The organism is Bradyrhizobium sp. 14AA (assembly GCF_054185205.1).
The window spans coordinates 65643-90558 of record NZ_JAVAYM010000019.1; the positions used below are offsets into that span (position 1 = coordinate 65643).

At 64.6% G+C, this 24916-nt stretch carries 26 protein-coding genes; 15 read left to right on the forward strand and 11 right to left on the reverse strand.

Annotated elements, in window-relative coordinates; translation table 11 throughout:
* Window positions 1-43: 43 nt before the first annotated feature.
* Both RAD15_RS29025 and RAD15_RS29030 read left to right on the forward strand, forming a co-directional pair.
* On the forward strand, window positions 44-556 hold the full coding sequence (locus RAD15_RS29025) for a CvpA family protein (RefSeq protein WP_458181636.1): 513 nt from the start codon (window positions 44-46) through the stop codon (window positions 554-556).
* Window positions 557-676: 120 nt separating this feature from the next.
* Window positions 677-1459, forward strand: a complete 783-nt coding sequence (locus tag RAD15_RS29030; RefSeq protein ID WP_458181637.1) for an SDR family oxidoreductase — start codon at window positions 677-679, stop codon at window positions 1457-1459.
* A 48-nt stretch (window positions 1460-1507) separates the two neighbouring features.
* Here the strand turns inward: RAD15_RS29030 and RAD15_RS29035 are convergent, their stop codons facing one another.
* Window positions 1508-1984 (reverse strand): DUF3775 domain-containing protein, encoded by a 477-nt coding sequence (locus RAD15_RS29035; RefSeq protein WP_458181638.1) that lies wholly within the window; start codon window positions 1982-1984, stop codon window positions 1508-1510.
* A gap of 127 nt (window positions 1985-2111) precedes the next feature.
* On the opposite strand from RAD15_RS29035, the gene RAD15_RS29040 reads away from it, so the two are divergent.
* The 8 genes from RAD15_RS29040 (at window position 2112) to RAD15_RS29075 (ending at window position 10070) form a co-directional block, all read left to right on the forward strand.
* Complete coding sequence (locus tag RAD15_RS29040) at window positions 2112-2963, forward strand: MBL fold metallo-hydrolase (RefSeq protein ID WP_458181639.1); 852 nt, start codon at window positions 2112-2114, stop codon at window positions 2961-2963.
* Window positions 2964-3212: 249 nt separating this feature from the next.
* Window positions 3213-4055: a fumarylacetoacetate hydrolase family protein gene (locus RAD15_RS29045; RefSeq protein ID WP_458181640.1), complete on the forward strand. Its 843-nt coding sequence runs from the start codon at window positions 3213-3215 to the stop codon at window positions 4053-4055.
* Window positions 4056-4182: 127 nt separating this feature from the next.
* Window positions 4183-4794 (forward strand): glutathione S-transferase family protein, encoded by a 612-nt coding sequence (locus RAD15_RS29050; RefSeq protein ID WP_458181641.1) that lies wholly within the window; start codon window positions 4183-4185, stop codon window positions 4792-4794.
* A 15-nt stretch (window positions 4795-4809) separates the two neighbouring features.
* On the forward strand, window positions 4810-5676 hold the full coding sequence (locus tag RAD15_RS29055; RefSeq protein WP_458181642.1) for an MBL fold metallo-hydrolase: 867 nt from the start codon (window positions 4810-4812) through the stop codon (window positions 5674-5676).
* A 134-nt stretch (window positions 5677-5810) separates the two neighbouring features.
* Window positions 5811-6959, forward strand: a complete 1149-nt coding sequence (locus tag RAD15_RS29060) for an alpha/beta fold hydrolase (RefSeq protein WP_458181643.1) — start codon at window positions 5811-5813, stop codon at window positions 6957-6959.
* A gap of 67 nt (window positions 6960-7026) precedes the next feature.
* Window positions 7027-7998 carry an iron exporter MbfA gene (mbfA, locus tag RAD15_RS29065; RefSeq protein WP_458181644.1) on the forward strand — a complete coding sequence of 324 codons (972 nt, stop codon included), beginning with the start codon at window positions 7027-7029 and terminating at the stop codon, window positions 7996-7998.
* Between the two features lie 211 nt (window positions 7999-8209).
* A complete protein-coding gene (locus tag RAD15_RS29070; protein WP_458181645.1) occupies window positions 8210-9682 on the forward strand; it encodes an amidase in 1473 nt (490 codons plus the stop codon).
* Between the two features lie 34 nt (window positions 9683-9716).
* The gene (locus RAD15_RS29075; RefSeq protein ID WP_458181646.1) at window positions 9717-10070 is read left to right on the forward strand and encodes a nuclear transport factor 2 family protein; all 354 of its coding nucleotides are present in this window, start codon (window positions 9717-9719) and stop codon (window positions 10068-10070) included.
* A gap of 90 nt (window positions 10071-10160) precedes the next feature.
* Here RAD15_RS29075 and RAD15_RS29080 read toward each other — a convergent pair whose 3' ends face one another.
* Together RAD15_RS29080 and RAD15_RS29085 are read right to left on the reverse strand one after the other, a co-directional pair.
* On the reverse strand, window positions 10161-11249 hold the full coding sequence (locus RAD15_RS29080; RefSeq protein ID WP_458181647.1) for a Zn-dependent alcohol dehydrogenase: 1089 nt from the start codon (window positions 11247-11249) through the stop codon (window positions 10161-10163).
* Window positions 11250-11293: 44 nt separating this feature from the next.
* On the reverse strand, window positions 11294-13078 hold the full coding sequence (locus RAD15_RS29085) for an acyl-CoA dehydrogenase family protein (RefSeq protein WP_458181648.1): 1785 nt from the start codon (window positions 13076-13078) through the stop codon (window positions 11294-11296).
* A gap of 244 nt (window positions 13079-13322) precedes the next feature.
* Here RAD15_RS29085 and RAD15_RS29090 point away from each other — a divergent pair, with 244 nt between their 5' ends.
* Together RAD15_RS29090 and RAD15_RS29095 are read left to right on the forward strand one after the other, a co-directional pair.
* The gene (locus RAD15_RS29090; protein ID WP_458181649.1) at window positions 13323-14024 is read left to right on the forward strand and encodes an SDR family NAD(P)-dependent oxidoreductase; all 702 of its coding nucleotides are present in this window, start codon (window positions 13323-13325) and stop codon (window positions 14022-14024) included.
* Between the two features lie 116 nt (window positions 14025-14140).
* Window positions 14141-14971: an enoyl-CoA hydratase gene (locus RAD15_RS29095; RefSeq protein WP_458181650.1), complete on the forward strand. Its 831-nt coding sequence runs from the start codon at window positions 14141-14143 to the stop codon at window positions 14969-14971.
* Window positions 14972-15195: 224 nt separating this feature from the next.
* On the opposite strand, the gene RAD15_RS29100 is transcribed toward RAD15_RS29095, so the two are convergent.
* Both RAD15_RS29100 and RAD15_RS29105 read right to left on the reverse strand, forming a co-directional pair.
* A complete protein-coding gene (locus tag RAD15_RS29100; RefSeq protein WP_458181651.1) occupies window positions 15196-15819 on the reverse strand; it encodes an N-acetyltransferase family protein in 624 nt (207 codons plus the stop codon).
* A 68-nt stretch (window positions 15820-15887) separates the two neighbouring features.
* Window positions 15888-16091 (reverse strand): DUF1127 domain-containing protein, encoded by a 204-nt coding sequence (locus RAD15_RS29105; RefSeq protein WP_458181652.1) that lies wholly within the window; start codon window positions 16089-16091, stop codon window positions 15888-15890.
* A gap of 110 nt (window positions 16092-16201) precedes the next feature.
* Between RAD15_RS29105 and RAD15_RS29110 the strand changes: the two genes are divergently transcribed.
* Both RAD15_RS29110 and tcuC read left to right on the forward strand, forming a co-directional pair.
* A complete protein-coding gene (locus RAD15_RS29110; protein WP_458181653.1) occupies window positions 16202-17095 on the forward strand; it encodes a transcriptional regulator GcvA in 894 nt (297 codons plus the stop codon).
* Between the two features lie 141 nt (window positions 17096-17236).
* Window positions 17237-18559 (forward strand): tricarballylate/proton symporter TcuC, encoded by a 1323-nt coding sequence (gene tcuC / locus RAD15_RS29115; protein WP_458181654.1) that lies wholly within the window; start codon window positions 17237-17239, stop codon window positions 18557-18559.
* 116 nt (window positions 18560-18675) lie between these two features.
* Here the strand turns inward: tcuC and RAD15_RS29120 are convergent, their stop codons facing one another.
* The 3 genes from RAD15_RS29120 to RAD15_RS29130 are packed head-to-tail and all read right to left on the reverse strand — an operon-like array spanning window position 18676 to window position 21282.
* Complete coding sequence (locus RAD15_RS29120; protein ID WP_458181655.1) at window positions 18676-19089, reverse strand: Rieske (2Fe-2S) protein; 414 nt, start codon at window positions 19087-19089, stop codon at window positions 18676-18678.
* The gene (locus RAD15_RS29125) at window positions 19089-20198 is read right to left on the reverse strand and encodes an amidohydrolase family protein (protein WP_458181656.1); all 1110 of its coding nucleotides are present in this window, start codon (window positions 20196-20198) and stop codon (window positions 19089-19091) included. Before RAD15_RS29125 ends, RAD15_RS29120 begins: the two co-directional genes overlap by 1 nt.
* 25 nt (window positions 20199-20223) lie before the next feature.
* Entirely contained in the window at window positions 20224-21282 is a 1059-nt protein-coding gene (locus RAD15_RS29130; RefSeq protein ID WP_458181657.1) for an amidohydrolase family protein, read from the reverse strand.
* A 159-nt stretch (window positions 21283-21441) separates the two neighbouring features.
* On the opposite strand from RAD15_RS29130, the gene RAD15_RS29135 reads away from it, so the two are divergent.
* Window positions 21442-21924: a CinA family protein gene (locus RAD15_RS29135; protein ID WP_458181658.1), complete on the forward strand. Its 483-nt coding sequence runs from the start codon at window positions 21442-21444 to the stop codon at window positions 21922-21924.
* A gap of 201 nt (window positions 21925-22125) precedes the next feature.
* On the opposite strand, the gene RAD15_RS29140 is transcribed toward RAD15_RS29135, so the two are convergent.
* The 3 genes from RAD15_RS29140 to RAD15_RS29150 form a co-directional block, all read right to left on the reverse strand.
* On the reverse strand, window positions 22126-22401 hold the full coding sequence (locus RAD15_RS29140) for a DUF1488 family protein (protein ID WP_458181759.1): 276 nt from the start codon (window positions 22399-22401) through the stop codon (window positions 22126-22128).
* Between the two features lie 133 nt (window positions 22402-22534).
* Window positions 22535-23152: a tetratricopeptide repeat protein gene (locus RAD15_RS29145; RefSeq protein ID WP_458181659.1), complete on the reverse strand. Its 618-nt coding sequence runs from the start codon at window positions 23150-23152 to the stop codon at window positions 22535-22537.
* Between the two features lie 121 nt (window positions 23153-23273).
* Window positions 23274-24743, reverse strand: a complete 1470-nt coding sequence (locus RAD15_RS29150) for an AMP nucleosidase (RefSeq protein WP_458181660.1) — start codon at window positions 24741-24743, stop codon at window positions 23274-23276.
* Window positions 24744-24916: the final 173 nt, after the last annotated feature.

Sequence of the window (24916 nt, forward strand, 5' to 3'; positions counted from 1 at the left end):
ATCGGTTCGGCGTTCATTCGTTCCATCGAGGCAGAGCTCGCTCATGAACAGTTTCGATCTCGCCGTCTACGCCGCGCTCGCCGTCGCGATCGGCTTCGGTTTCAGGACCGGCCTGCTCGGCAGCGCCATGACCATCCTCGCCTATCTCCTGGCCGCCCCCATCGCGGTCGCGCTGATGCCGCTGATTGTCCCGCAGCTCGCAAGCAATCCGAACCCGCCGCTATTTCAAAACTGGTTCTGGTTCTTCGGCATCTTCCTGGTGGTCGGCATGCTGTTCGGATATATCGGCCGCCTCGTGCTGAACGACACGATACGCGAGGCCGGCATCGGCGACCGCCTCGGCGGCGCCGCGCTCGGCGCCATCAGGGTCGGCCTCGTCGCCACCACGCTGGTGCTGGTGTTCGACCAGATCGTGCCGGCCAACCGCCAGCCGCCGTTTCTCGCCGGCTCGCATCTGCGGCCGCTGTTCTCGTCGGTCGGCCAGCTGGGCTTCAAATCGCTGCCGCCGGAGGCAGCGTCCGCAATCGACCGCCTCAAGCAGGAACGGCGGATCTAGAGCTCAGCCGCATTTGCATCGCCGCGCGGACGCGCATGCATTTTGGTGCGAGCCAGCGGCGCCGAGGTTGGCTAAGGTGGCGGCCATCTAGAACCTGCCTGACATTACGGGAGTGAAACAGTGGATCTTGGGATCAAAGGTCGCCGCGCCATCGTCTGCGCATCCAGCAAGGGCCTCGGCCGTGCCTGCGCCATCTCGCTGGCGGACGCCGGCGTTCACGTCACGTTGACCGCGCGCGGCGCGGAGGCGCTGAAGAAGACGGCCGACGACATCCGCAAAGCCTATCCCGGCGTGACGGTGACCGAGATCGTCGGCGACATCACGACGCCGGCGGGCCGCGAAGCCGTGCTGAAGGCCTGTCCGGAGCCGGACATCCTGATCAACAATGCCGGCGGCCCGCCGCCCGGCGATTTCCGCAACTGGACCCGCGACGACTGGATCAAGGCGATCGACGCCAACATGCTCACGCCGATCGAGCTGATCAAGGCGACCGTCGACGGCATGATGGCGCGCAAGTTCGGCCGCATCGTCAACATCACCTCCGCCGCGGTGAAGGCGCCGATCGACATCCTCGGCCTCTCCAACGGCGCCCGCGCCGGCCTCACCGGCTTCATCGCCGGCCTGTCGCGCAAGACCGTGATCAACAACGTCACGATCAACGGCCTGCTGCCCGGCCCCTTCGAGACGGATCGCCTGACAAGCACCGCGAAGGGCGAAGCCGACAAGCGCGGCACGACACCCGAGCAGGTCCTGGCCGAACGCGCCAAGCTCAACCCCGCCGGCCGCTTCGGCCAGCCCGACGAGTTCGGCTATGCCTGCGCTTTCCTGTGCGGTGCCAAGGCCGGCTTCATCACCGGGCAGAACATCCTGCTGGACGGCGGCGCGTTCCCCGGCACGCTGTAAGGCATCTTCTGCCTCTCCCCGCTCCTGGCGGGGAGAGGACGCTTCGCTTCACCGCTGCTTGGTCGCTTCGTCCTCGTCGCGCGCGCTGGGATCGGAGAAATCGGCGGTGAGGCGCTCGTCGGTCCAGTCGATGCCGAATTCGTCGAGCCCATCGGCGAGCAGATCACCCAGCATGGGTTCGCCGAGCAAATAATGCACCGTTTCACGGCGCGGGCTGCGATATTCGCTCCGCGCCTCCACCGCACGGGCGCGCAGATCATCCCAATCATCGATCGTGCCTTCGCCGCGTCCGAGCCATGTCAGCGCGACGAGGTCGAGCTGCTCGTCCTCGTTCAAGGCGATCATGAAGCTTCCGAGTTCATTGACGACGGGGTCGGAGCCATCGTCCTCCAGCACGTCGACCGCGTCGTCATCGGTCGGGTTCGAGCCGGAATCCGGATCGGAATTCCCTTCCTTGACGTCGAATTCGCGCGCCTTCTCGATGATGAAGGCGACCTTCTCCGCGGAAATCGCAAGCTCTGGCATGGCTCCCTCGTCGGCTTTTTCCTGGGGTTCCCGCGATAACGCCGCACCGCGTCAGATGATCCATTGCGCCCGATGACGGAAAACGTGCATGTTCCCTCGCAAGAGCAAGAACATGGAGAGGCGCCGGATGTCGTGGAAGGTGGGTCAGGTCAAGATCACCAAGGTCGTGGAATTGGAGACGGTGGGTTCGACCCGCTTCATCCTGCCGGCCGCGACAAATGACGAAATCCGGAAGCTGCCCTGGCTGATCCCGCATTTCGCGACCGAGGAAGGCCGGCTGAAGATGTCGATCCATTCGCTGGTGGTGGAGACGCCCTCACGCCGCATCGTGGTCGACACCGGCCTCGGCAACGACAAGCAGGGACGCGGCGTGCCGACCTGGAATAACCGTTCGACGCCGTTCCTGGAGACGATGACCGCAGCAGGTTTTGCGCCCGACAGCATCGACACCGTGCTGTGCACGCATCTTCACGTCGATCATGTCGGCTGGAACACCAGGCTCGTCGACGGCAAATGGGTGCCGACCTTCCCAAAGGCGCGCTATGTGTTCGGCAAGACCGAATATGAATATTGGCGTGATTATACGGCCGAGCCGGACAAGGTCGCGGTGTTCGAGGATTCCGTGAAGCCGGTCGTCGATGCGGGCCAGGCCGAGCTGATCCCGAGCGACCACCGGCTGTGCGAGGAGATCAGCGTGATCCCGACGCCCGGCCACAGCCCGGGGCACATGAGCGTCCTGATCGAGTCCGGCGGCGAACAGGGGTTGCTCACCGGCGACGTCGCCCATCACCCCTGTCAGATGACGCATCTCGACTGGTGCTCGGTCGTCGATTCCGATCCCGCTCAATCGGTGGCAACCCGGCACGAACTGTTCTCGCGCTTCGCGGGCACGCCGACGCTGGTGATCGGCGGGCATTTCACGGCCGGGCATATCCGGCGGGATGGGGACGCGTTCAGGTTTGTGGCGTTGCAATCGTAGGCTTCGTAGGGTGGGTTAGACCTGCGGCTGCGCGCAGCGCAGTCCGCTGGGCGTAACCCACCACGGTCTATCCCCCGGAAAGAAAAGAGGTGGGTTACGCCGAGCAGATGCGCTTTGCGCATCTGCAGGGCTAACCCACCCTACAAAGGAAGGGCTGCAATGCGCCGCGCCATAGGCGGTTGAATTTCCTGCCGCCCTGTTCCATGAAGCTGTTTAACCGATCGGTCCATTTCCTAGGGAGAAACGAGAATGAAGCTTGTTCGTTATGGCGAAAACGGTGCGGAAAAGCCCGGCCTGATCGACAAATCCGGCCAGTTGCGCGACCTGTCGGCGCATCTGAAGGACCTGACCGGCGAGGCCTATTCGCCGGAGAGCCTGAAGAAGCTGGCGGCGCTCGATCCCGCCTCGCTGCCCGCCGTCTCCGGCAAGCCGCGGTTCGGCGCCCCCGTCGCGGGCATCTCGAAATTCGTGGCGATCGGCCTCAACTACAGCGACCACGCCAAGGAGACCGGCAACCCGATTCCGGCCGAGCCGATCTTCTTCCTCAAGGCGAACACCGCGCTATCAGGCCCGAACGATGCGGTCGAGAAGCCGCGCGGCTCGACCAAGCTCGACTGGGAAGTCGAGATCGCCGCGATCATCGGCACCCGTGCGAAATACGTCTCGGAAGCCGACGCGCTCAACCATGTCGCCGGCTATTGCGTCTGCAACGACGTCTCCGAGCGTAACTTCCAGATCGAGCGCCTGGGACAGTGGACCAAGGGCAAGTCGCACGACACGTTCGGCCCGCTCGGACCGTGGCTCGCCACCAAGGACGAGATCAAGGACGTGCAGAACCTGTCGATGTGGTGCGACGTCAACGGCCAGCGCCGCCAGTCCGGCACGACCGCGACCATGATCTTCAGCATGGCCAAGTGCATCTCCTATGTCTCGCAGTTCATGACGCTGCTGCCCGGCGACGTCGTCACCACGGGCACCCCGCCCGGCGTCGGCATGGGCATGAAGCCGCCGACCTTCCTCAATGTCGGCGACGTCGTCACGCTCGGCATCGAAGGCCTCGGCGAGCAGCGCCAGGAGATCATCGCGGCGTAAGCCTCTCTCCTCGTCATTGCGAGCGAAGCGAAGCAATCCAGAATCCCTCCGCGGCGACACTCTGGATTGCTTCGTCGCTTCGCTCCTCGCAATGACGAAGCAAAATGTTCATTAGTGGATACACGACATGAAACTCTCCTTCTCCGCCGCCTCGCCCTTCGCCCGCAAGGTGCGCATCGCCGCGATCGAGCTCGGGCTGATCGACAAGATCGAATTCACGCCGGCAACCGTCGCGCCGGGCACGGTCAACGAAGATTATTCGCGCATCACGCCGCTGAAGAAGCTGCCGGTGCTGATCACCGATGACGGCGACGTCATTCTGGATTCCTACGTCATCGTCGAATATCTCAACGAGATGGCCGGCGGCAGCCTGATCCCGGACTACGGCCCGCGGCGCTGGAAGGCCAAGACCAATCACTCGCTGATCAACGGCATGCTCGATTCCATGCTGCTGTGCCGCTACGAGAAGATGGTGCGGCCGCAGGGCCTGCAATGGCAGGCGTGGTCGGACGACCATTGGAACCGGGCCTGGACCGGCATGGCGCGCTTCGAGAACATGCCCGACGTTCTGAACGGCCCGTTCGACATCTCGCAGATCGGCCTCGTCTGCGTGCTCGGCTATGCCGACTTCCGCTTCGCCGATTGCGGATGGCGCAAGGCCTATCCGAAGCTCGACGCCTTCCACCAGAAGATGCTGGAGCGGCCCTCCGTGAAGATCTCGGTGCCGCCGGCAGCTTAGGAAACTGGAGTTCTCATGAGCCTGAAGTTCTCGGTCGGCGATCTCACCATCCATCGCGTCATCGAGCAGGAAACCTCGTTCGTCCCGGCGCTGGAGATGCTGCCGGGATTGACGGCCGAGGTGCTGGCCGAGAACCGGACATGGATGCGGCAGGCCAAGGCGCTGGACGAGCAGGACGTGCTGCTGCTGTGCTTCCAGTCCTACGTGGTGAAGACGCCGCATCACACCATCCTGGTCGACAGCTGCATCGGCAACGACAAGCCGCGGCCGCGGCCGAAATGGAACATGAAGACCGACGACACCTATCTGCGTGGGCTCAACGCCGCCGGATTTGCTGTCGAGGACATCGATTTCGTGATGTGCACGCATCTGCATGTCGATCACGTCGGCTGGAATACGCGGCTGGAGAACGGGCGCTGGGTGCCGACCTTCCCCAAGGCGCGCTACGTCTTCGCCAGGCAGGAATTCGATCACTGGTCCGCGCAGAACGCGAAGGCCGAGGTGGCGCCCTTCGCCGACAGCGTGCTGCCCGTGGTCGAGGCCGGGCGCCACGAGCTCGTCGGCAATGATCACCAGATCGGCGATCACGTCCGCATCCTGCCGACGCCCGGTCACACGCCGGGCCATATCGCCGTCACGATGGGCCGCGGCAAGGACGACGCCGTGTTCTCCGGCGACCTCATGCACTCGCCGTTGCAAACGCTCTATCCGGAGCTGTCGATCAAGTTCGACGTCGACCCGGCCGCGGCGGCGAAAACGCGCCGCGGTTTTCTGGAACGCTATTGCGACACCGACACGCTGTGCTGCACCGCGCATTTCCCCTCGCCGTCGGTGGGGAAGATCAGGCGCAAGGGCAATGCGTTCGTGTGCGCGGCGGTTTAGCGGGATGCCGTAATCGTAGCCGTAGGGTGGGTTAGCCGTAGGCGTAACCCACCTCTTTGGTTTCCGCAGAGACAGAAGCGGTGGGTTACGCTTCGCTAACCCACCCTACGATTCCGCCCGAGTGGAGAGAAACGATGACCGCACTCCCCGACGTCCCCCTGCCCGCCGGAATCCGCTCGCGATATGTCGACGACATCAACGGCTTGCGCATGCATGTGCTGGAGGCCGGATTCGAGACCAGGGGGCGCCCCTGCATCCTCTTGCTGCACGGCTTTCCCGAGCTGGCCTTCTCCTGGCGCAAGGTGATGCCGGCGCTTGCCGCCGCGGGCTATCACGTGATCGCGCCGGACCAGCGCGGCTATGGCCGCACCACGGGATGGAGCGCCGATTACGACGACGATCTCGCGCCGTTCTCGCTCCTGAACCTCGTGCGCGATGCGCTCAGCCTGGTGTCGGCGTTCGGCTATAGGCAGGTCGATCTGGCCGGGCATGATTTCGGCAGCCCGGTTGCGTCCTGGTGCGCGCTGATACGGCCCGACGTGTTCCGTTCGGTGACGATGATGAGCGCGCCGTTCGGCGGAGCGCCGCCGTTGCCATTCGACACGGCCGATGCGCCGGCAAAGCCTGCGGTCGAAGACCCCGTGCATCGCGAGCTCGCCGCGCTGCCGCGTCCGCGCAAACATTATCAATGGTACTATTCGACACGCCCGGCCAATGCCGACATGCAGCACGCGCCGCAGGGCGTGCATGATTTCCTGCGTGCCTATTATCACCACAAGAGCGCGGACTGGACCGACAACAAGCCCACTCCGCTGACATCATGGTCGGCGAATGAACTGGCAAAACTGCCGACCTATTATGTGATGGACGCCGGCGAGACCATGGCCGAGACGGTCGCGAAGGAGATGCCGTCGCCGGCGGCGATCGCCGCCAATCGATGGCTGCCGGACAGCGAGCTCGCCTATTACAGCGCCGAATATGGCCGCACCGGCTTCCAGGGCGGGCTGCAATGGTATCGCTACGGGACGTCGGGCATGCTCAATCACGAGATGCAACTGTTCGCGGGACGCAGCATCGACGTGCCCTCTTGCTTCATCTCGGGGCTGCAGGATTGGGGCACCTATCAGCGCCCCGGCGTGTTCGAGGCGATGCAGGGGCGCGGATGCACGAAGATGCTCGACTGCCATCTCGTCGACGGCGCCGGCCACTGGGTGCAGCAGGAGCAGCCCGCCGAGGTCAGCCGGTTGCTGCTGGACTTCCTCGCCAAGACCCGCACCGCCTGATTTGACCCGGGAACCACGGCGCCCTATATAGTTTAGAACTATTCTAAATAGTATAAACAGGGCCGCCGTGAAGAATTTTGCCGATCTGACCGAGCGCGAGGTGCTCGCGGTCGCGATTTCCTCCGAGGAGGAGGACAGCCGCATCTACATGACCTTCGCCGAAGACCTGAAGGAACGCTATCCGGACTCGGCAAAGCTGTTCGAACAGATGGCCGAGGAGGAACGCGGCCATCGTCACATGCTGCTGGAAATGTACGAGCAGCGCTTCGGTCCGCATCTGCCGCCGATACGGCGCGAGGACGTCAAGGGATTCCTGCGCCGCCGCCCAGTCTGGCTGACCAAGAATCTGTCGCTCGACGCCATCCGCCGGGAAGTTGAGACCATGGAGATGCAGGCGGAGCGCTTCTACGTGAAGGCCGCCGAGCAGGCCCAGGATGTCGGCGTGCGCCGCCTGCTCGGCGATCTCGCCGAAGCCGAGAAAGGTCACGAGGAGACCGCCGCCAAGCTGACCGGCGAGATCCTCAATTCCGACGTCCGCGCCGAGGAGGATCGCACCAACCGCCGCATGTTCGTGCTGCAATATGTGCAGCCGGGCCTCGCAGGCCTGATGGACGGATCGGTCTCGACGCTGGCGCCGCTGTTCGCGGCCGCCTTTGCCACGCATCAGAACTGGCAGACGTTTCTCGTCGGCCTCGCCGCCTCGATCGGCGCCGGCATCAGCATGGGCTTTGCGGAAGCGCTCTCCGACGACGGCTCGCTCACGGGACGCGGCTCGCCCTGGCTGCGCGGCGTCACCTGCGGCGCGATGACGACGCTCGGCGGGCTCGGCCATACCATGCCCTATCTCGTGCCGGATAGTTGGGCCAATGCGTTCTGGATCGCGACCGCGATCGCCTGCGTCGTCGTGTTCTTCGAATTGTGGGCGATCGCCTTCATCCGCGCGCGCTACATGGACACGCCGTTCCTGCAGGCGGTGTTCCAGATCGTGCTCGGCGGCGCCATCGTGCTGGCGGTTGGGATATTGATCGGGGCGGCGTAGGTTCCGCACCCTCGGTGTCATGCCCCGCGCAGGCGGGGCATCCAGTACGCCGCGCCCCCTCGATTCTATCTCAGTTGTCTCTGGAATACTGGATCGCCCGGCCAAGCCGGGCGATGACAGCGAGCTTCACATCAATCGCCATCAAACGGCGGTTGCAGCGTCCGGCCAAACTGCGCATCATCCTTGCGACAACAAGAGCGGGAGAAGCGCCGTGGCCAGGTCGGAATGGAGTTTCAGGAGTGCGGTCGAGCTGTCGGCCGCATTGAGCGCGAAGAAGGTCTCCGCGGTCGAGCTCACGCAGGACGCGATCGCGCGCATCGAGCGTCACGACGGCAAGATCAACGCGATCTGCGTCCGGGATTTCGATCGCGCGCTCGGCGCCGCGCGCGAGGCGGACGCCGCGTTGGCCCGCGGCGAGCGCAAGCCGCTGCTCGGCCTGCCCCTGACGATCAAGGAATCCTTCAACGTCGCCGGCCTGCCGACGACCTGGGGGTTCGTGCCGCAGAAGGATTTCAGGCCCGTGGAGGACGCACTGCCGGTGGCCCGCATCAAGCAGGCCGGCGGCGTGATCCTCGGCAAGACCAACGTGCCAGTGGGACTCGCCGACTGGCAAAGCTACAACGACATCTACGGCACCACGAACAATCCCTATGACCTCGGCCGCACACCCGGTGGTTCGTCCGGCGGATCGGCGGCAGCCCTTGCCGCAAGCTATTGCGCGCTCGCCACCGGCTCCGACATCGGCGGCTCCCTGCGCGTGCCGGCATTTCATTGCGGCATCTTCGCTCACAAGCCGACCATCAATCTCTGCCCGGCGCGCGGAGAGACCCCTCCGCCATTTCCGGCCCTTCCGCGCGAAGGCGACCTCGCCGTCATCGGCCCGATGGCGCGCACCGCTGCGGATCTTTCCCTGCTGCTCGACGTCATGGCGGGACCGGATCCGTTGGAAACCGGTGTCGCCTACAAGCTCGACCTGCCCGTTGCACGGCATCAATCGCTGCGGGATTTTCGTGTCCTGGTGATCGACAGCGATCCGCTGCTGCCGACCGACCGGGATGTCCGCGGCGCGATCGACAAGCTCGCGACCGATCTTTCGAAGGCCGGCGTGACGGTCGCGCGCGAGAGCGCGCTGCTGCCGGATTTCGCGGCGACGTCGAGGCTCTATATGCGCATGCTGCTGGGCTTCCTCGGCGCGTTCTTCCTGCCCGAGGAGCTGGCGGATTCGCAGGCACGGGCGAGCCAATTGTCGCCGGAGGACCGGAGCCTCGGCGCGGAGCGACTGCGCGGCATCATCGCAAGCCACCGCGCCTGGGTGCTCGACGCAGGTTCGCGGGCCGGCCTGCGCGCGCAATGGCGCGCGCTGTTCAGGAGCTTCGATGCGGTGATCTGCCCGATCATGCCGACACCGGCCTATCCGCATGATCATTCGCCGGAACAGAGCCTGCGACGCATCAGCATCGACGGCAAGGACTACCCCTATTCCGACCAGCTCGCCTGGCCCGGCATTGCGACGCTTCCGGGCCTGCCTGCGACGACCGTTCCGCTCGGTCTGTCGAAGGACGGCCTGCCTGTCGGCGTCCAGATCGTCGGCCCCTTCCTCGAGGATCGCACGCCGCTCAGGCTCGCCGAGCTGATCGAGCGCGAGTTCGGTGGCTTCACACCGCCGCCATTGTTTGATGATTAGTCCTGTCGTCAACGACCGAAGGGGAGAGAACGTCATGAGCCAGGACATGGAGGACCTCACCACGCTCAACCGCGACTACGTCGCCTCCGTGCAGAACTGCGACGTCAAGCGCTTCGACGAGATCCTGGCGCCGGAGTTCTATTGCTCCAATCCCGACAAGACACTGGTCGATCGCGCCGCCTTCCTGGAACAGACGGCGCGGCCGATCGCGATCCGCAATCTGCACGCGCACGACATCGTCATCCGCATCATGGGCGACTTCGCCATCATCCACGCCGCGACCAGCTACACCACCGCCGACGGCCAGCAGGCGACCGGGCGGTACACCGATTGCTGGACGAAAAAGAACGGCAAATGGCAGGCGGTGTCGGCGCACGTGTCGCGGTGAGGCGGGCACGCTGCCTCCATACTCTCCGCTGTCATGCCCCGCCTAGTGCGCAATTGCGCACAAGGCGGGCGATGACACCTTCGTTGTGGCTCAGCTATCGAACATGATCACGCTGCGCAGCGTCTTGCCGGCCTTCATGTTGGCAAAGCCCTCGTTGATCTCGGACAGCTTCAGCTTGGCCGAGATCCAGTCTTCCAGGTGCAGCCGGCCGCGCAGGTAGAAATCGACGAGGCGCGGCATGTCGACCCGGAAATGGTTCGAGCCCATCGACGAGCCCTGGATCTTGCGCTCGCGCAGGAAATCGAACCCGTGCAGCTCGATCTTCTGGCCGAACGGGATCATGCCGACGATGGTGGCGGTGCCGCCGGAGGCGAGCATGCCGAAGGCCTGCTCCGCGGTCTCCTTGCGGCCGAGCACCTCGAAGGAATGGTGCACGCCGCCATTGGTGAGGTCGCGCACCTGTTTCACGACGTCGCCATCGGCGGGATTGATGATGTCGGTCGCACCCAGCTTGGTCGCGAGCTGGAGCTTTGCCGGATTGGTGTCGATGGCGATGATGCGGCCGGCGCCGGCGATCTGCGCCCCGTTGATCGCGGCCATGCCGACGCCGCCGCAGCCGATCACGGCCACGGTCTCGCCGGCCGTCACCTTCGCGGTGTTCACCACCGCGCCGTAGCCGGTGATGACGCCGCAGCCGATCAGCGCGGCGAGATCGAGCGGCATTTCCTTCCTGATTTTGACGATGGCGTTCTCGTGCACCAGCATCTGCTCGGCGAACGACGAGAGATTGAGGAACTGGTGCAGCTTCTCGGGCTTCGACCACTGCATCCGGTTGGAGGCGCCAGGCAGCAGCTTCACCGTCGTGTCGGTGCAGAGCACGGTGCGGCCCGTGGTGCAATTGTCGCAGGTGCCGCAGAACACGGACAGGCAGGTGACGACGTGATCGCCGGGCTTCACGTAGGTGACGTCCGAGCCGACCTGTTCGACCACGCCTGCGGATTCGTGTCCGAGCACCGCCGGCAGCGGATGCGGATAAAGGCCTTCCATGAAATGCAGGTCGGAGTGACAGAGGCCGGCGACCGCCGTGCGGATCAGCACCTCGCGCGGGCCCGGCTTCGGCAGGCTCACATTCTCGATGACCAGCGGCTGGTTGACTTCATAGAGGACGGCGGCCTTCATCGAGAACTCCCCATGGCTTTTTTTGGTTCGAACGTGAGCGCAGCCTACGCTGCCAGAACCAAATCGCCAACCTCGCTCATGCCGGCAACGCGATCGTCCAGCAGCAGCGCGGCGATCTTCGCTTGCGTTGCATTTTCCGTCAGCCGGAACGGATCGCTCGGCGACACCCGATGATCGATCACCAGCCGCGACAGCAGCAGCCGGCGCGCATCGCCGCGCATGTCGTGGATACGGTGTGCTTCCCAGGCGAGCGCAACTGCGCTTGCGACATGATAGAGCAAGCTGGTAGCGCGGCGCGCATCGGCCTCGTTCTCGGACGCCCCCGCGACCTCGCGCGCAAAGCCGACGGCGCGATCGACCAGGCCGCGCAGATTGTCGCGCCAGGCCTGCGGCACGGACGCACTGTCGTCGAGCCGCGCATGCAGATCGGCGGCGAGCGCGGATTCGGCGCCGTGGCGGCCGACCGCGCGCCGCAACGCATCGATGGCAACGATGTTGCCGGTGCCCTCCCAGACCGATCCGAGATGCGCGTCGCGCAGCAGGCGCGGCGTGGCGAATTCCTCGATATAACCGATGCCGCCACGCATCTCGAGCGCATCGCCGCAGACCTTTCGCGCATCGCGCGTGGCACGGAATTTCAGCGTTGGTGTCAGGATGCGCAGCAGCGCCGCGGCATCCTGGCTACCGGCCTCGGCGCGGTCGAGCGCGTCGGCGGTCAGAAAGCTCATCGACAGCGCCTGCTCGACCGGAAGCATGATCTTCAGCATCTGCCTTCGGCCGAGCGGCAGGTCGATGATACGCTGGCCGAACACAACGCGGTTCTTCGCCACGGCAAGCGCGTCGTGATAGGCACGGCGCATCAGCGCGGTGGATTTGACGCCGTTGGAGAGCCGCGAGGAATTCACCATCTCGGCCATCTGCACGAAACCGCGATCGAGCTTGCCGACCGCGTACGCAATCGCGCCTTCCAGCTTGATCTCGCCTGACGCCATCGAGCGCGTGCCGAGCTTGTCCTTCAGGCGCACGATCCGGTAGTGGTTCTGCGAGCCGTCGTCGAGGAAGCGCGGCATCAGGAACAGGCCGACGCCGCGTGTGCCGGGGCCCGCCCCTTCGGGGCGCGCCAGCAGCATGACGACCTTGGCGTCGGCATTCGAGCAGAACCATTTTTCGCCATGGAGGCGCCAATGGTCGCCCTCCCTTACCGCGCGCGTGGTCAGCGTGCCGACATCGGAGCCGCCTTCCTTTTCGGTCATGAACTGACCGCCCTGTGTCAGCTTGCTCATGTCGGTCTGGGTCAGGCCGTCGAGATACTTCGCCTTCAATGCCTCGTCGCCGAAATTTGCCAGCAGCTTTGCGCAGCCGTCGGTGACGTTGATCGGGCAGCCCATGCCGAATTCGGTCTGGTTGAACAGGAAGGTGAAGGCGTGTTTTGCCACCACGGGATATTTGTCCGGCCAGCCCATGATGCCCTTGCGGATCGAGAGAGCGTGGATGCCGAACTCGCCGAAGGCGGCGTTCTCCAATTCGCGATAGGCCGGATGGTATTCGATCCACTGCACGTCGCGGCCGAACTTGTCGCGCTGGTGCAGCACCGGCGTATGCCGGTCGGCGAGCCGCGCGCATTCGTCGAGACAGCCGCCGGCGAGTTCGCCCAGTCGATCGAGATGCGGCTCGATGTGACGGAACAGCGTCTCCGGCAGATGGATGCGCAGGAGGTCGGTGAGCGCCTGGTCGGCGCGGTAGAAGTTCATGCCCGATGTATCGGGGGCCAGCAGGCCGGATTGCTCGGCCGCGACATTCTTTGGCTGCGCCGGGACCGGCTTGTGCATGATCGTCCTCTTCGTTTCCGCCGCGCGGACATTTTTGCGCTGTTTTGACGCTTGCCGCTTTGGATGATGTCGATCATGCTCCAGTCGTGAGAAGCGATAAAGCCGCAAATTGTCAGGGAGGCATGATCGCCGTGAGGGAGCAATTCGCTCTGCGGAATTGTGATCCGGCGAGCCGGCGTACCTGCTGGTTGTCGGCGCGGCCCATGCATAGATCAGCCTCTCCCCGTCCCCGAGAGATCACGCCATGGAACACCCGAAATACAAGATCGCCCTCATCGTCGGCGCCGGCGAAGGCCTGAGCGCTTCGCTGGCGCGGCTGCTGTCCGCGCAGGGAATCCGCGTCGCGCTGGCTGCGCGCAAGATCGAAAAACTCGGCGCGCTCTGCAGCGAGACCGGCGCCAAGGCCTACGCCTGCAACGCCACCGAGCCTGATGAGGTCGAGCGGCTGTTCGGCCTCGTCGAGCGCGAGATCGGCACGCCCGACCTCGTGGTCTACAACGCCAGCGGCCGCACCCGCGGACCGTTCGTCGAGCTCGTTCCGGCCGACGTCGCGAACGCGATCGCGGTCAGCGCCTATGGCGGCTTCCTGGTGGCGCAGCAGGCGGCCAGGCGCATGCTGCCGAACAAGCACGGCGCGATCCTGTTCACCGGCGCGTCCGCCAGCGTCAAGGGCTATGCGCAGTCGGCCTCCTTCGCGATGGGCAAGTTCGCGCTGCGTGGCCTCGCACAGAGCCTGGCGCGCGAACTGTCGCCGCAGGGCATCCATGTCGCGCATTTCGTGATCGACGGCGGCATCCGCAGCGCGGCACGCACGGAAGCACCTGACAAGCCGGACTCGATGCTCGATCCCGATGCGATCGCCCAGAGCTACTGGAACGTGTTGCAGCAGCAGCGCAGCGCCTGGAGCTGGGAGCTGGAGCTGCGGCCCTGGGTGGAGAAGTTTTGAGGCGAGCTGCCGTAGGGTGGGCAAAGGCGCGTAGCGCCGTGCCCACCAACGATCGCGAGGAAAAGAATGGTGGGCACGCTTTCGCTTTGCCCACCCTACAAGAGCAGGGAGGAACGATGAGCAGCGAAACCACCATCGACACCGGCACCGACGAACTCCTTTGCGTCATCCGCGACCGCGTCGCTGTCATCACGCTGAACCGGCCGGAGGCGCGCAACTCGCTCTCGGATGCACTGACGCCGGCGCTGCGCAGGATGATCCGCAGCTGCGGCGAGGATCCGAACGTCGGCGCGCTGCTGCTCACCGGCGCGGGTGAAGCGTTCTGCGCCGGCGGCAACGTCAAGGGCATGGGCGCGCATCGCGACAAGGCCAAGCTCGACATGTCCTTTGACGACAAGGTCGCCGATCTCCAGGAGCGGCAGCGCCTGCTCACCGGCGCGCTGGTGTCGGTGCGCAAGCCGACCATCGCAGCCCTACCCGGCCCCGCGGTCGGCGCGGGGCTCGCCATCGCGATGGCCTGCGACATCCGCATCGCCGCGCAATCGGCCTTCGTCGCCACCGGCTATGCCCGCATCGCGCTCAGCGGCGATTACGGCATCGCCTGGCTCTTGACCCGGCTCGTCGGCACCGCGCGTGCGCGCGAGCTGATGTTGACCGGCGATCGGGTCGATGCCGCACGGGCCGAAACCATCGGCCTCGTCAACCGCGTCGTTCCCGACGACAAATTGCAGACGGAGGCCTTCGCCTTGGCAAAGTCGCTCGCCGAAGGCCCGCGCCTCGCGCTGCGCTACATGAAGGACAATCTCGACGAGGCCCTGCTGTTCGATTTCGAAACCGCGCGCGACCACGAGGCCGAACGGCTGATCCGCCTGACCACGACGGCCGACCACAAGGAGGCGGTGCAGGCGTTCATCGAGAAGCGGAAAGCGGTGTTCACGGGGAAGTAGGCCCACTCGGGAAGCCTTCCCGTCACCCTGAGTCGGCCGTTTCTTCAGCGGCCCTCGAAGGGCGACGGCCCGGCTGTTGCTGCAATGAACTGAACGAACCGGCGGGGCCGTTCATCCTTCGAGGCTCCTCGCGCGACGCGCTGCGCCGCGCATCTCAGGATGACGGAATGTGCAGCGCAAAAAAAGCCCGGCTCAGGTCGCCCTGAGCCGGGCTTGCAGTGGTGTCAGGCCGAGGCTGAGGGGCTATCGGCCTGACGGGAAAGGGCGACGAGGCGCCAGCTCGCACAAGGAATGTCTTTCGGTGCGACGGTGATTTCCTTGTCGAAGCGCACCAGCTTCCAGTCGTCGGGATGGTTGACGAAGGCAAAACCTGATTTGCGGGCGAGCGAGACCATGGCCTCGTTGGAGCGCAGTGTGTCGCCGAACATGTGCTCGGCGCCAAGCGCCGCCGCGCGGCATTCGAGGTTCTTCATCAGCGCGGCGGCGACGCCGTGGCCCTGCCAACGATCATCGACCGACAGGCCGAATTCGAGCAACGCGGTTTCGGCATGCAATGCGTAGCGCGCTTCGGCGACGATGGTCTCGAAGCCGTCGACCGTCATGGTCGCGACGACGGTGAAACGATCACGCTCGCCGACCTCGAGGAAGTCGTGCAGCAGCCCCTTCGGCAATTCGCTGATCGCGCCGAAGAAGCGGTTGTAGCGGGAGCGGGTCGAGAGCGAGCGGAAATAGTGCTGAAGCTCGTCGGTGTCGCGCGGCTCGACGAAGCGAACGTTGAGCGCGGCGCCGTCGCGCGTGCGCAGCGTATCCGAATATTGCTTCAGGTCTTCCAGGCGAAACATGTTCATGACACGAGCCCTTCACAAAAGGGACCGCCGGCGCCCCCACAGTCAGGCAGCGCCGGCCTGGCGGCCAATCAGGCCCGCCAGAAGGGTTTGTCGGCCTCGAAGGCAATGTCGGTCCAGGACAGGCCGACGTCGTGGAGGTCGCGGGCCGTCCAGTTGGCCAGTTCGCGCCTGTTACGATAGCGCTCGTGCCAGATGTGGAGGGTCTCACCGATCTGGTGGATCAGGCTCGGCGCATGATGATTTGTCATCGAATTCTGGGTCAGCGTAGACATTTTCAGCTCCTGGAGCTAAGTTGACCGCTAATATCTGCTTCCTAGTGCACCGCGACAAACGAAAATTTGTACCCTTTCGCATGAAATAACGTCATGCATCCTGCTGCCAGATGACTGCCAGATTGCCCTCCCTGAACGGATTGCGGGCGTTTGAGGCCGCCGCGCGCCATCTCAGCTTCACGCTGGCGGCGAGCGAGCTGAACGTGACGCAGACCGCGATCAGCCATCAGATCCGCAGGCTCGAGGAGGAGCTCGGCGTCCGCCTGTTCATCCGGCAGAATCGCGCGCTGGCGCTGACGCCGGAGGCGCGCGACTACCTTCCGGGCATCCGCGCCGCCTTCAACGATTTGCGCCTCGCCACCGACCGCCTGCTGCGCAAGAATGACGACAACGTCCTGACGGTCTCGACGATTGCTTCGCTCGCGGCAAAATGGCTGCTGCCGCGGCTGACCGATTTCCAGGAGAGCCATCCCGGCATCGACGTCCGCATCACGACATCGACGAGCCTCGTCGACTTCCAGCGCGACAATGTCGATGCCGCGATCCGCTACGGGCGCGGCCAATGGCCGGGACTGCGCGCCGAGTGGCTGATGGCAGACGAGCTGTTTCCGGTGTGCAGCCCCTCGCTGCTGCGCAGTGACAAGTCGCTTCGCACGCCCGAGGATTTGAAAGACCACACGCTGCTGCACAGCACCAACAGCGACGACTGGCGGCTCTGGCTGACGGCAGCGGGACTGTCGACCGGGATCTCCCGGCAGCCGGGCATCACCTTCGACATGACCTTCATGACGGTGCAGGCGGCGATCGACGGCATGGGCGTGGCGATGGGTCGGACGTCCTACGTGCAGGACGACATCGCCAAGGGCCGGCTCGTGGTCCCCTTCAAGATCGCGCTCCCGGCCGATGCCGGCTTCTATCTCGTCTCGCCGGTGGGCCGCCGCGAGGCACCGAAGCTTGCCGCGTTCCGCCAATGGCTGGTCGCTGCAACGCAAAATAAAGCCTGAAAAATCATCAGCTTCCTCCGGAAAACCGATTGACTCGCTGCGCCTCGCGCGGGAAGGGGTATGACAGATTGTCGCAGCAACAATCGTCGCCTACCGTGAAGTGAGTTCCGGTCCGGCCACATCCTGAAGGGGAGCAACGTCATGGCTGGACCAGCAACCAATCCGCCCGAGATCAAGTCGCGCATCGGCGCGATCCTGCGCGCGACGTCGGGCAATTTCCTCGAGCAGTTCGACTTCTTCCTGTTCGGCTTCTATGCCGCCGCGATCGGCAAGGCGTTCTTCCCCTCCACCAACGAGACCGCCTCGCTGCTCAACACGTTCGGCGTGTTCTGGCTCGGCGCCTTGATGCGGCCCGTCGGCGCGATCGTTCTCGGCGCTTACATCGACCGCATCGGCCGCCGCCAGGGCCTGATCGTCACGCTCGGCATCATGGCCATCGGCACCGTCGTCATCGCGTTCTGTCCTAGCTACGCGACGATCGGTATCGCGGCGCCGGTCATCGTGCTGATCGGCCGTTTGCTGCAAGGCTTCTCCGCCGGCGTCGAGCTCGGCGGCGTCTCGGTGTATCTTGCGGAGATCTCCACGCCCGGCAATCGCGGCTTCTACACCTCGTTCCAGTCGTCGAGCCAGCAGGTCGCGATCTTCGTGGCCTCGATCCTCGGCTACATCCTGTCCGAGATGATGCCGGCCGACACCGTCGCGTCCTGGGGCTGGCGCATTCCGTTCTTCGTCGGCTGCCTGATCATTCCCCTGATCTTCTTTCTGCGGCGGACGCTCGAGGAAACGCCGGCCTTCCTCGCCATGAAGAAGCACCCGACGGCGAGCGAGGTGTTCGCCTCCGCGCTCGCCAACTGGCGCATCGTCCTCCTCGGCATGATGATCGCGGTCCTGACCACGACGACGTTCTACTTCGTCACCGTGTACACGCCGACCTTCGGCAAGACCGTGCTGAAGCTGTCGACGCAGGACGCCCTGCTGGTGACGCTGCTCGTCGCCGTGACCAACTTCTTCTGGAATCCGGTCGGCGGCGCGCTCTCCGACCGCATCGGCCGCAAGCCGGTGCTCATCACCATCGCCTGCCTTGCGCTGGTCACCGCCTATCCGGCGCTGCACTGGCTGGTGGCCGCGCCGAGCTTCGGCAAGCTGCTCGCGGTCGAGATGATGTTCTCGTTCTATTTCGGCGTCTACAGCGGCACCATGCTGGGCGCGTTGGTTGAGATCGTGCCGGCGCATGTCCGCACCACCTGCTTCTCGCTGGCCTTCGCGCTCGCCGCCGCGCTGTTCGGCACCTTCACGCCGTTCGCCTCGACCTGGCTGATCGAGCACACCGGCGACAAGGCCTCGCCCGGCTTCTGGCTGATGTTCGCCGCGCTGCTCGGCATCATCGCGGCCTCGACGGTGTATCGCGGCGGCAAGGCGGTGCCGACCTATGATGCGGTGGCGGAGCCGGTCGCGGGGCATTAGGAAGGTGTCATTCCGGGGCGATGCGAAGCACCGAACTATGGTGCGCAGTTGCGCACCTGAAAATCTCGAGATTCCGGGTTCGGTCCTACGGACCGCCCCGGAATGACGGCGGAGGCCTACAGCTCCACCACCACGTAGTCGCTCTCGACGCTGACCGGAATCGTCTCGGCGACATACGGCCCCTTCACCACGCTCGCGCCCGGCTCGACATGGGCCGGATAGGCTTTCACGCGGAAGCGGCGGGGATCGCAGTAGGACTGGCCGGTGCGAATGTCGAACTCCCAGCCATGCCAGGGGCAACGGATGATCTCGCCGAGTTTCGTATACTGGATCTCGCCGGGATCACTCGACTGCGCGAGCCCAATCAACGGTCCCTCACACAACGCCGCGCCCTGATGCGGGCAACGGTTCATCAGGCCGAAATATTCGCCCTTGATGTTGAACACCGCGATCGGCCGCCCGTCGATCTCCAAAAACTTTCGCGTGCCCGGCGGCAGCTCATCGACCGGCGCAATCACATGCCGCGCCATCAATTGATCCCATACAGCGCGCGCGCATTGCCGAGATAGAACGCATCGCGGTTGGCCTCGCTGACGCCCGCCGGCAGCACGCGCGACGGCTCGTCATAGTCCCAATGCGGATAGTCGGTCGCGAACAACAACCTATCCCAGCCGATCCATTTGATGACGTCGAACAGATCCTCGCGCCGTTCCGGATCCTCCATCGGCTGCGTCGTCCACCACACCTGCTCGCGGATATATTCGGACGGCGGCCGCTTCACATGCGGCACCTCGCTGCGCAGCCGCTGCCAGGCCTTGTCGAGCCGCCACGCCAGCGACGGCGCCCAGCCGAAGCCGGCCTCGATCATCACCATCTTCAATTTCGGGAAGCGCTCGAATACGCCCTCCAGCACGAGGCTCGCCAGCGCCGATTGCTGGCATTGCGAGTGGCCGACCATCTCCTCGATGTAATAGGACGGCCAGCCCGACGGCGTGATCGGATTGCCGCCGAAGCCGAAGGCGTGGACGCCGACGGGAAGGCCGGCCTCTTCCGCGGCCTGGTAGATCGGCCAATAGCGGCGCTGGCCGAGCGGCTCGACATTGCGGCTGAGCAGCAGCACCTGCACGAAATTCTTGTCGCCCGCACGCTCGCGGATTTCCGCGGCGGCCGACATCCCGTCCTCATTGCCGACGACAATGGATGCCTTCAGGCGCTTGTCCTTGCTGGTCCATTTGTCGATCTGCCAGTCGTTGATCGCCGAGCATAATGCGGCCGAAAGCTCGTGATTGCGGATGCCCTGCCCGGTGCCCAGCGGATTGAGCACCCCGAGCTGCACGTTGTTGGGATCGAGCAACTGCTTCTGCATGAACGACAGTGAAGAGCCCTGCGGGCCGCCTTCCGGCGGATAGGCGTCGCGGCGCGAGGCATTGGGCTGGGCCTTCGGATAGGGCGGGCCTTCCGTCATGCCTTGATAGGCGTGCACGCCGTAGATCTCGAGATGATGCTGCCAGCGTTTGGCGAGATACGGATACAGCTCGGTGCGGGTCGCGCGGGCCGGATGGATATCGCAGTCCGCGATGGCGGTTTTAACGGTCAGTTGGGAAGCGGCTTCTTGGCTCTCGCGGAACTGGATATTCATCGCCTTGCCTCCTTTGGCAGCGGGCTCACGTCAGGCGGGGATAGGTCGCATGCGGATTGTCGATCATGATCTTGCGCACGAGATCGGGGGACAGACCTTCAGGCAGTGCGTCCGGGCCGTCGAACTGCCAGTGCGGATAGTCCGTGGAGAATAGGACCAATTCGTCCGACTGCATATGATCAAACAGGCGAATTAATGTCGCTTCGTCCGGCGGTGCATCAAATGGCTGTAACGAGAAGCGGATGTTGCTGCGCACAAGTTCCAGCGGCGCGCGATCAACCCAGGGCGTTTCCATCCGCACCCCGCGCCAGAACTTGTGCAGGCGCCAGAGATAGGGGGAGATCCAGGATACACCGGACTCCAGCATCACCATTTTCAGCCGCGGATATTTGGCGAACACGCCCTCGACGATCAGGCTGGTGAGCTGGGTCTGGAACGCCTGGGCCTGACCGACATAATCCTCGATGTGGTAGGAACCCCACCCAACGGCAGTCGGTGGGTTGTGATAGGCGGAACCGGCGTGGATGCCGATCGGCAGGTCGAGCCGTTCCGCGGCCTCATAGATCGGCCACAGCGCGCGCTTGCCGAGCGGTGTGTCGCCCATGACCAGCATCAGCACTTGCACGAAGCGCCGGTCCTGCGCGCAGCGCTCGATCTCGGCGACGGATTTCTCGACGCTTTGCGTGGGGATCACGATCGAGCCGCGCAGCCGCGAATCACGATCGAGCCATTCCTTCACGAGCCAGTCGTTCAGCGCGCGGCAGAAGGCCGCCTGCAAATCTTCCGAGAACACCATCTGCACGCCGTAGAGCGGGTTGCAGATGGCGTAGCTGAGCTGGAAAGGATCGAGCACATGGCGCTGCATGTCCTCCAGGCTTTCGCCGGGTTTCCCGCTCTCGGGTCGCCAGTCTGGACGCGCCGTGATCGGCGAATTCTGCGGATAGGATTGCGAGATGAGGTCGACCATGCCGCGCGTCGTCACCTGATCGCGCCAATAGTCGTTCAGGTACGGCAGCAGGCTGGTCAGATGCGGCACGGCCGGATGCACGTCGCAATCAATGCCGCCGGCGATCAGGGACGCCATGACGTCTCCCCTCTCACGTTTCCTCGTCTTGTCTTGGCAGCGCTTCGCGGCTGCCTTGCACCCACCATTGAAGCAGGCCTGCCCGTCGACCGCAACTCGGCCAACGCCGCTGTCATATGCTAGGAAGGCGCAGCTGCGCTGGAATAAGGGATTCAAGGGATGAAAGAGCTCGTCGGCATCGCGGAACAGGTCGCGGCCAAACTGATCGCGCGCAAACAGACCATTGCGGTTGCGGAATCCTCCGGAGGCGGCCTGATCTCGGCCAGCCTGCTCGCGGTGCCCGGCGCGTCCGCCTATTTCCTCGGCGGCGCCGTGGTCTACACCCGCGATGCCAGGCGCGTGCTGATGGATATTTCGGACGAAGGAATGAAGGGCTTTCGTTCGTCCTCGGAGCCTTATGCAAAGCTGCTGGCCGAACAGATGCGCAGCCGCTTTGGCAGCGACTGGGGCCTGTCCGAAACCGGCGCGGCCGGCCCCACAGGCAACCGCTACGGCGATGCCGCCGGCCATAGCTGCATGGCCGTTGCGGGGCCTGCGTCAGAGGTGATGACGCTGGAGACGGCGAGCGGCGACCGGTTCGGCAACATGCAGGTGTTTGCGGCGACGGCGCTGAAGTTGCTGCTGAGGAAATTATCAGAGTAGCCGCAGCACTTCCCGAAAGGACCTCGCCACATCCCCACTGTCGTCCTGACGAAAGCCAGGACCTACGCGTGAGCGCTTGCGCTCATCGCGATTACCCCAGGGAGAAATTTGGCGAAGACTCATCGTTCGGTACTCGCACCTTACGCTGATCGATAGATTCCGCGGTATGGGTCCTGGCTTTCGCCAGGACGACCGTGGGGCCTACCTCCCCAAATGCCGCATGAAAATCCGCACCACGTAGCCCTGCACGCGCGGCGCCTCGTCGTAAATGTCCGATGCGATCCGCTCGATGGTCTCGCGCAGGGACAGGAACTGCGCCTGTCGCGCGCTGCTTTCGGTGCCCTGCATGCCCGCGAGCTCGTCCATCGCGGCGTCGCTGATCTGGCACTGCACGACCTCGTCTTCACGCGTCATGGTGAAGCGAAAGGCAAGCCGTTCGAGATCATGGCCAATGATCCTGTCGCGCAAAAGTGGCATCAAGTCGTCCCGGTCGAGCCCCGCGACGACAATGCTGAAAATCTGACGCGTTGTCACCACCCGCGCCAGGGGACGTGGCGGTCATGCGACGCTCTTCAACAGCGCGCTCCCATCAGTCGGCCACGCGCCGACGTCAGTAGACGAGCGCAGTTCCGGTCGGCTTGTCCAGTGCCGCCGCCAGCGATCGATATTCCTCGCAGTCCGTCCCGCAGATGGATGCGATCCGGCCGAGGTGATAGAGCGCTTGCTCGCGGTTGCCCCGTTCGAGCTGCCACAGTCCATAATATTGCCACGTCAGCACGTGGTTCGGATCTGCCTGCAAGGCGCGCTCGTACCAGACCTGCGACTGCTCGTAATCACCGAGCTTGCGGTAGGAATAGCCGATGAGGTTGGCGACGTTCGGATGGTCGTCATGGCCGAGCGACTTCAGCTGCGCGATCGCGGCCGCATAGTCGTTGCGCTCGTAGATGGTGTCATAGGCCGCGCGGTAGCCGGCGGCGAAAGCGGGATCGCCGATGCTGGATTGGTTGCCTTGCTTCTTGCCCTTCTGGGTTGCCTTGGTGCCCGGCCGCTTCGGATAGGTTGGCTGCGGCTTCTGATCCGAATAGGCGCCGGCATAGGGATCGGTGGAGCTGATGCTGCCGCCGCCTCCTCCACCACCGCCGCCTCCGCCCGCGGCGAACGCCGGCGAGCTCAACAGGGCTGCCGCAAATGTACCGAGCGTGACGAGCCTGATCATCCTTGTGAACATCTCCGTCTCCTGTCCTGCTTCATGCGGCCCCGGACGAATTGATAACCCTGCCTCGGCAGCGATATTCCGGGACGCTGCGCTCACAGAGACGTCAACGTTCGTACGACAGTTCTGTTGTCCTTTACTGGAATGCCACTTCGGCGAAACTGCGGAGCTTTCGCGAATGCAGCCGCTCGGACTCCTGCTGCTTGAGCCGCTCCAGCGCCTTCAGCCCGATCTCGAGATGCTGGCCGACGCGGCGGCGGTAGAATTCGCTGGCCATGCCGGCGAGCTTGATCTCACCATGCAGCGGCTTGTCGGAGACGCAGAGCAGCGTGCCATAGGGAACGCGGAAACGGTAACCGTTGGCGGCGATCGCGGCCGATTCCATGTCGAGCGCCACCGCGCGCGATTGCGACATGCGGCGGATCACCTCGGGTCCACTGATCTCCCAGTTGCGATTGTCGACGCTTGCGACGGTGCCGGTGCGCATCAGGCGCTTGAGCTCGAAACCTTCGAGCCCGGTGACGTCCTCGACTGCGTCCTCGAGCGCGACCTGCATCTCGGCAAGCGCCGGGATCGGGACCCAGAGCGGCAGCTCGCGGTCGAGCACATGGTCCTCGCGCACATAGCCGTGGGCCAGCACGTAGTCGCCGAGCCGCTGCGTGTTGCGCAGGCCCGCGCAATGGCCGAGCATCAACCAGGCATGCGGCCGCAGCACGGCGACGTGATCGGTGACGTTGCGCGCGTTGGACGGGCCGGTGCCGATGTTGATCAGGGTGATGCCGCGATAGCCTGATGCAACCAGGTGGAAGGCCGGCATCTGCGGCGCCCGCGCGGGCGCAACGCCGCTGGTCGCACCGCCGCTACGCGTGATGACGTTGCCCGGCGCGACGAAAGCCTCGAGACCGGCCTCGCCGGACTGAATCCGCTGCTGGCAGAGCTGCGCGAAGGCGTCGACATAAAACTGGTAGTTGGTGAAGATCACGAAGTTCTGGAAATGCTCGGGATCGGTGCCCGTGTAGTGGTAGAGCCGGCGCAGCGAATAGTCGACGCGGGCGGCACGAAACAGGGACAGCGGCTCGGGCGCGCCCGGCTGAAGCTCGAAGGTGCCGTCGGCGATCGCGTCGTCCATGGTCGCGAGATCGGGCACGTCGAACGCATCACGCAGCGAACGCGCCACGGGCGAGTTCTCGCTGGTGGTGATGGCGGCCTCGATGTTGATGTCGCGGCGGTAGGCGAAGTGGATCGGGATCGGCTCATTGGACTCGCCGATCTCGACGGGGACGCCGTGGTTCTGGATCAGGAGACCGATCTGCTCGACGAGGTAGCTGCGGAACAAATCCGGCCGCGTCACGCTGGTCTCGTGCACGCCGGGCCCCGCGACGAAGCCGTAGGCGAGGCGCGAATCCAGCCGCGCATGCGTCGCGGTGGTGAGGCGGACGAAGGGATAGTACGCCCGCACCCGTGTCGTGATCGCTTCACCGCCGACATAGGCCTCGAACCGGTCGCGCAGGAATTTCGTGTTGCGCTCGTAGATCTCTTCGAGGCGGGCGACGGCGAGGCCTGCGTCGGAGAAGGATTCGGTGGCGATGGAGGGAGGGGATTGCATGGGTCGACCGCCAGGTTGCTGTTTGCAATCGCAGTATAGCAAACTGGCAGTGCCGTAGGGTGGGCAAAGCGAAGCGTGCCCACCAATCTGCTCATCGTGTGAAAGATGGTGGGCACGGCGCGTTGCGCCTTTGCCCACCCTACGGGACCGTCATCGCGGCTCGAGATCCCGGA

Bases quoted from the DNA above. Each gene is read 5' to 3' on its own strand.
- RAD15_RS29025 (WP_458181636.1), top strand. From the start codon at position 44: ATGAACAGTTTCGATCTCGCCGTCTACGCCGCGCTCGCCGTCGCGATC.
- RAD15_RS29035 (WP_458181638.1), bottom strand. From the start codon at position 1,984: ATGCCAGAGCTTGCGATTTCCGCGGAGAAGGTCGCCTTCATCATCGAG.
- RAD15_RS29040 (WP_458181639.1), top strand. From the start codon at position 2,112: ATGTCGTGGAAGGTGGGTCAGGTCAAGATCACCAAGGTCGTGGAATTG.
- RAD15_RS29045 (WP_458181640.1), top strand. From the start codon at position 3,213: ATGAAGCTTGTTCGTTATGGCGAAAACGGTGCGGAAAAGCCCGGCCTG.
- RAD15_RS29050 (WP_458181641.1), top strand. From the start codon at position 4,183: ATGAAACTCTCCTTCTCCGCCGCCTCGCCCTTCGCCCGCAAGGTGCGC.
- RAD15_RS29055 (WP_458181642.1), top strand. From the start codon at position 4,810: ATGAGCCTGAAGTTCTCGGTCGGCGATCTCACCATCCATCGCGTCATC.
- RAD15_RS29060 (WP_458181643.1), top strand. From the start codon at position 5,811: ATGACCGCACTCCCCGACGTCCCCCTGCCCGCCGGAATCCGCTCGCGA.
- RAD15_RS29075 (WP_458181646.1), top strand. From the start codon at position 9,717: ATGAGCCAGGACATGGAGGACCTCACCACGCTCAACCGCGACTACGTC.
- RAD15_RS29080 (WP_458181647.1), bottom strand. From the start codon at position 11,249: ATGAAGGCCGCCGTCCTCTATGAAGTCAACCAGCCGCTGGTCATCGAG.
- RAD15_RS29085 (WP_458181648.1), bottom strand. From the start codon at position 13,078: ATGCACAAGCCGGTCCCGGCGCAGCCAAAGAATGTCGCGGCCGAGCAA.
- RAD15_RS29090 (WP_458181649.1), top strand. From the start codon at position 13,323: ATGGAACACCCGAAATACAAGATCGCCCTCATCGTCGGCGCCGGCGAA.
- RAD15_RS29095 (WP_458181650.1), top strand. From the start codon at position 14,141: ATGAGCAGCGAAACCACCATCGACACCGGCACCGACGAACTCCTTTGC.
- RAD15_RS29100 (WP_458181651.1), bottom strand. From the start codon at position 15,819: ATGAACATGTTTCGCCTGGAAGACCTGAAGCAATATTCGGATACGCTG.
- RAD15_RS29105 (WP_458181652.1), bottom strand. From the start codon at position 16,091: ATGTCTACGCTGACCCAGAATTCGATGACAAATCATCATGCGCCGAGC.
- RAD15_RS29110 (WP_458181653.1), top strand. From the start codon at position 16,202: ATGACTGCCAGATTGCCCTCCCTGAACGGATTGCGGGCGTTTGAGGCC.
- tcuC (WP_458181654.1), top strand. From the start codon at position 17,237: ATGGCTGGACCAGCAACCAATCCGCCCGAGATCAAGTCGCGCATCGGC.
- RAD15_RS29120 (WP_458181655.1), bottom strand. From the start codon at position 19,089: ATGGCGCGGCATGTGATTGCGCCGGTCGATGAGCTGCCGCCGGGCACG.
- RAD15_RS29125 (WP_458181656.1), bottom strand. From the start codon at position 20,198: ATGAATATCCAGTTCCGCGAGAGCCAAGAAGCCGCTTCCCAACTGACC.
- RAD15_RS29130 (WP_458181657.1), bottom strand. From the start codon at position 21,282: ATGGCGTCCCTGATCGCCGGCGGCATTGATTGCGACGTGCATCCGGCC.
- RAD15_RS29135 (WP_458181658.1), top strand. From the start codon at position 21,442: ATGAAAGAGCTCGTCGGCATCGCGGAACAGGTCGCGGCCAAACTGATC.
- RAD15_RS29140 (WP_458181759.1), bottom strand. From the start codon at position 22,401: ATGCCACTTTTGCGCGACAGGATCATTGGCCATGATCTCGAACGGCTT.
- RAD15_RS29145 (WP_458181659.1), bottom strand. From the start codon at position 23,152: ATGTTCACAAGGATGATCAGGCTCGTCACGCTCGGTACATTTGCGGCA.
- RAD15_RS29150 (WP_458181660.1), bottom strand. From the start codon at position 24,743: ATGCAATCCCCTCCCTCCATCGCCACCGAATCCTTCTCCGACGCAGGC.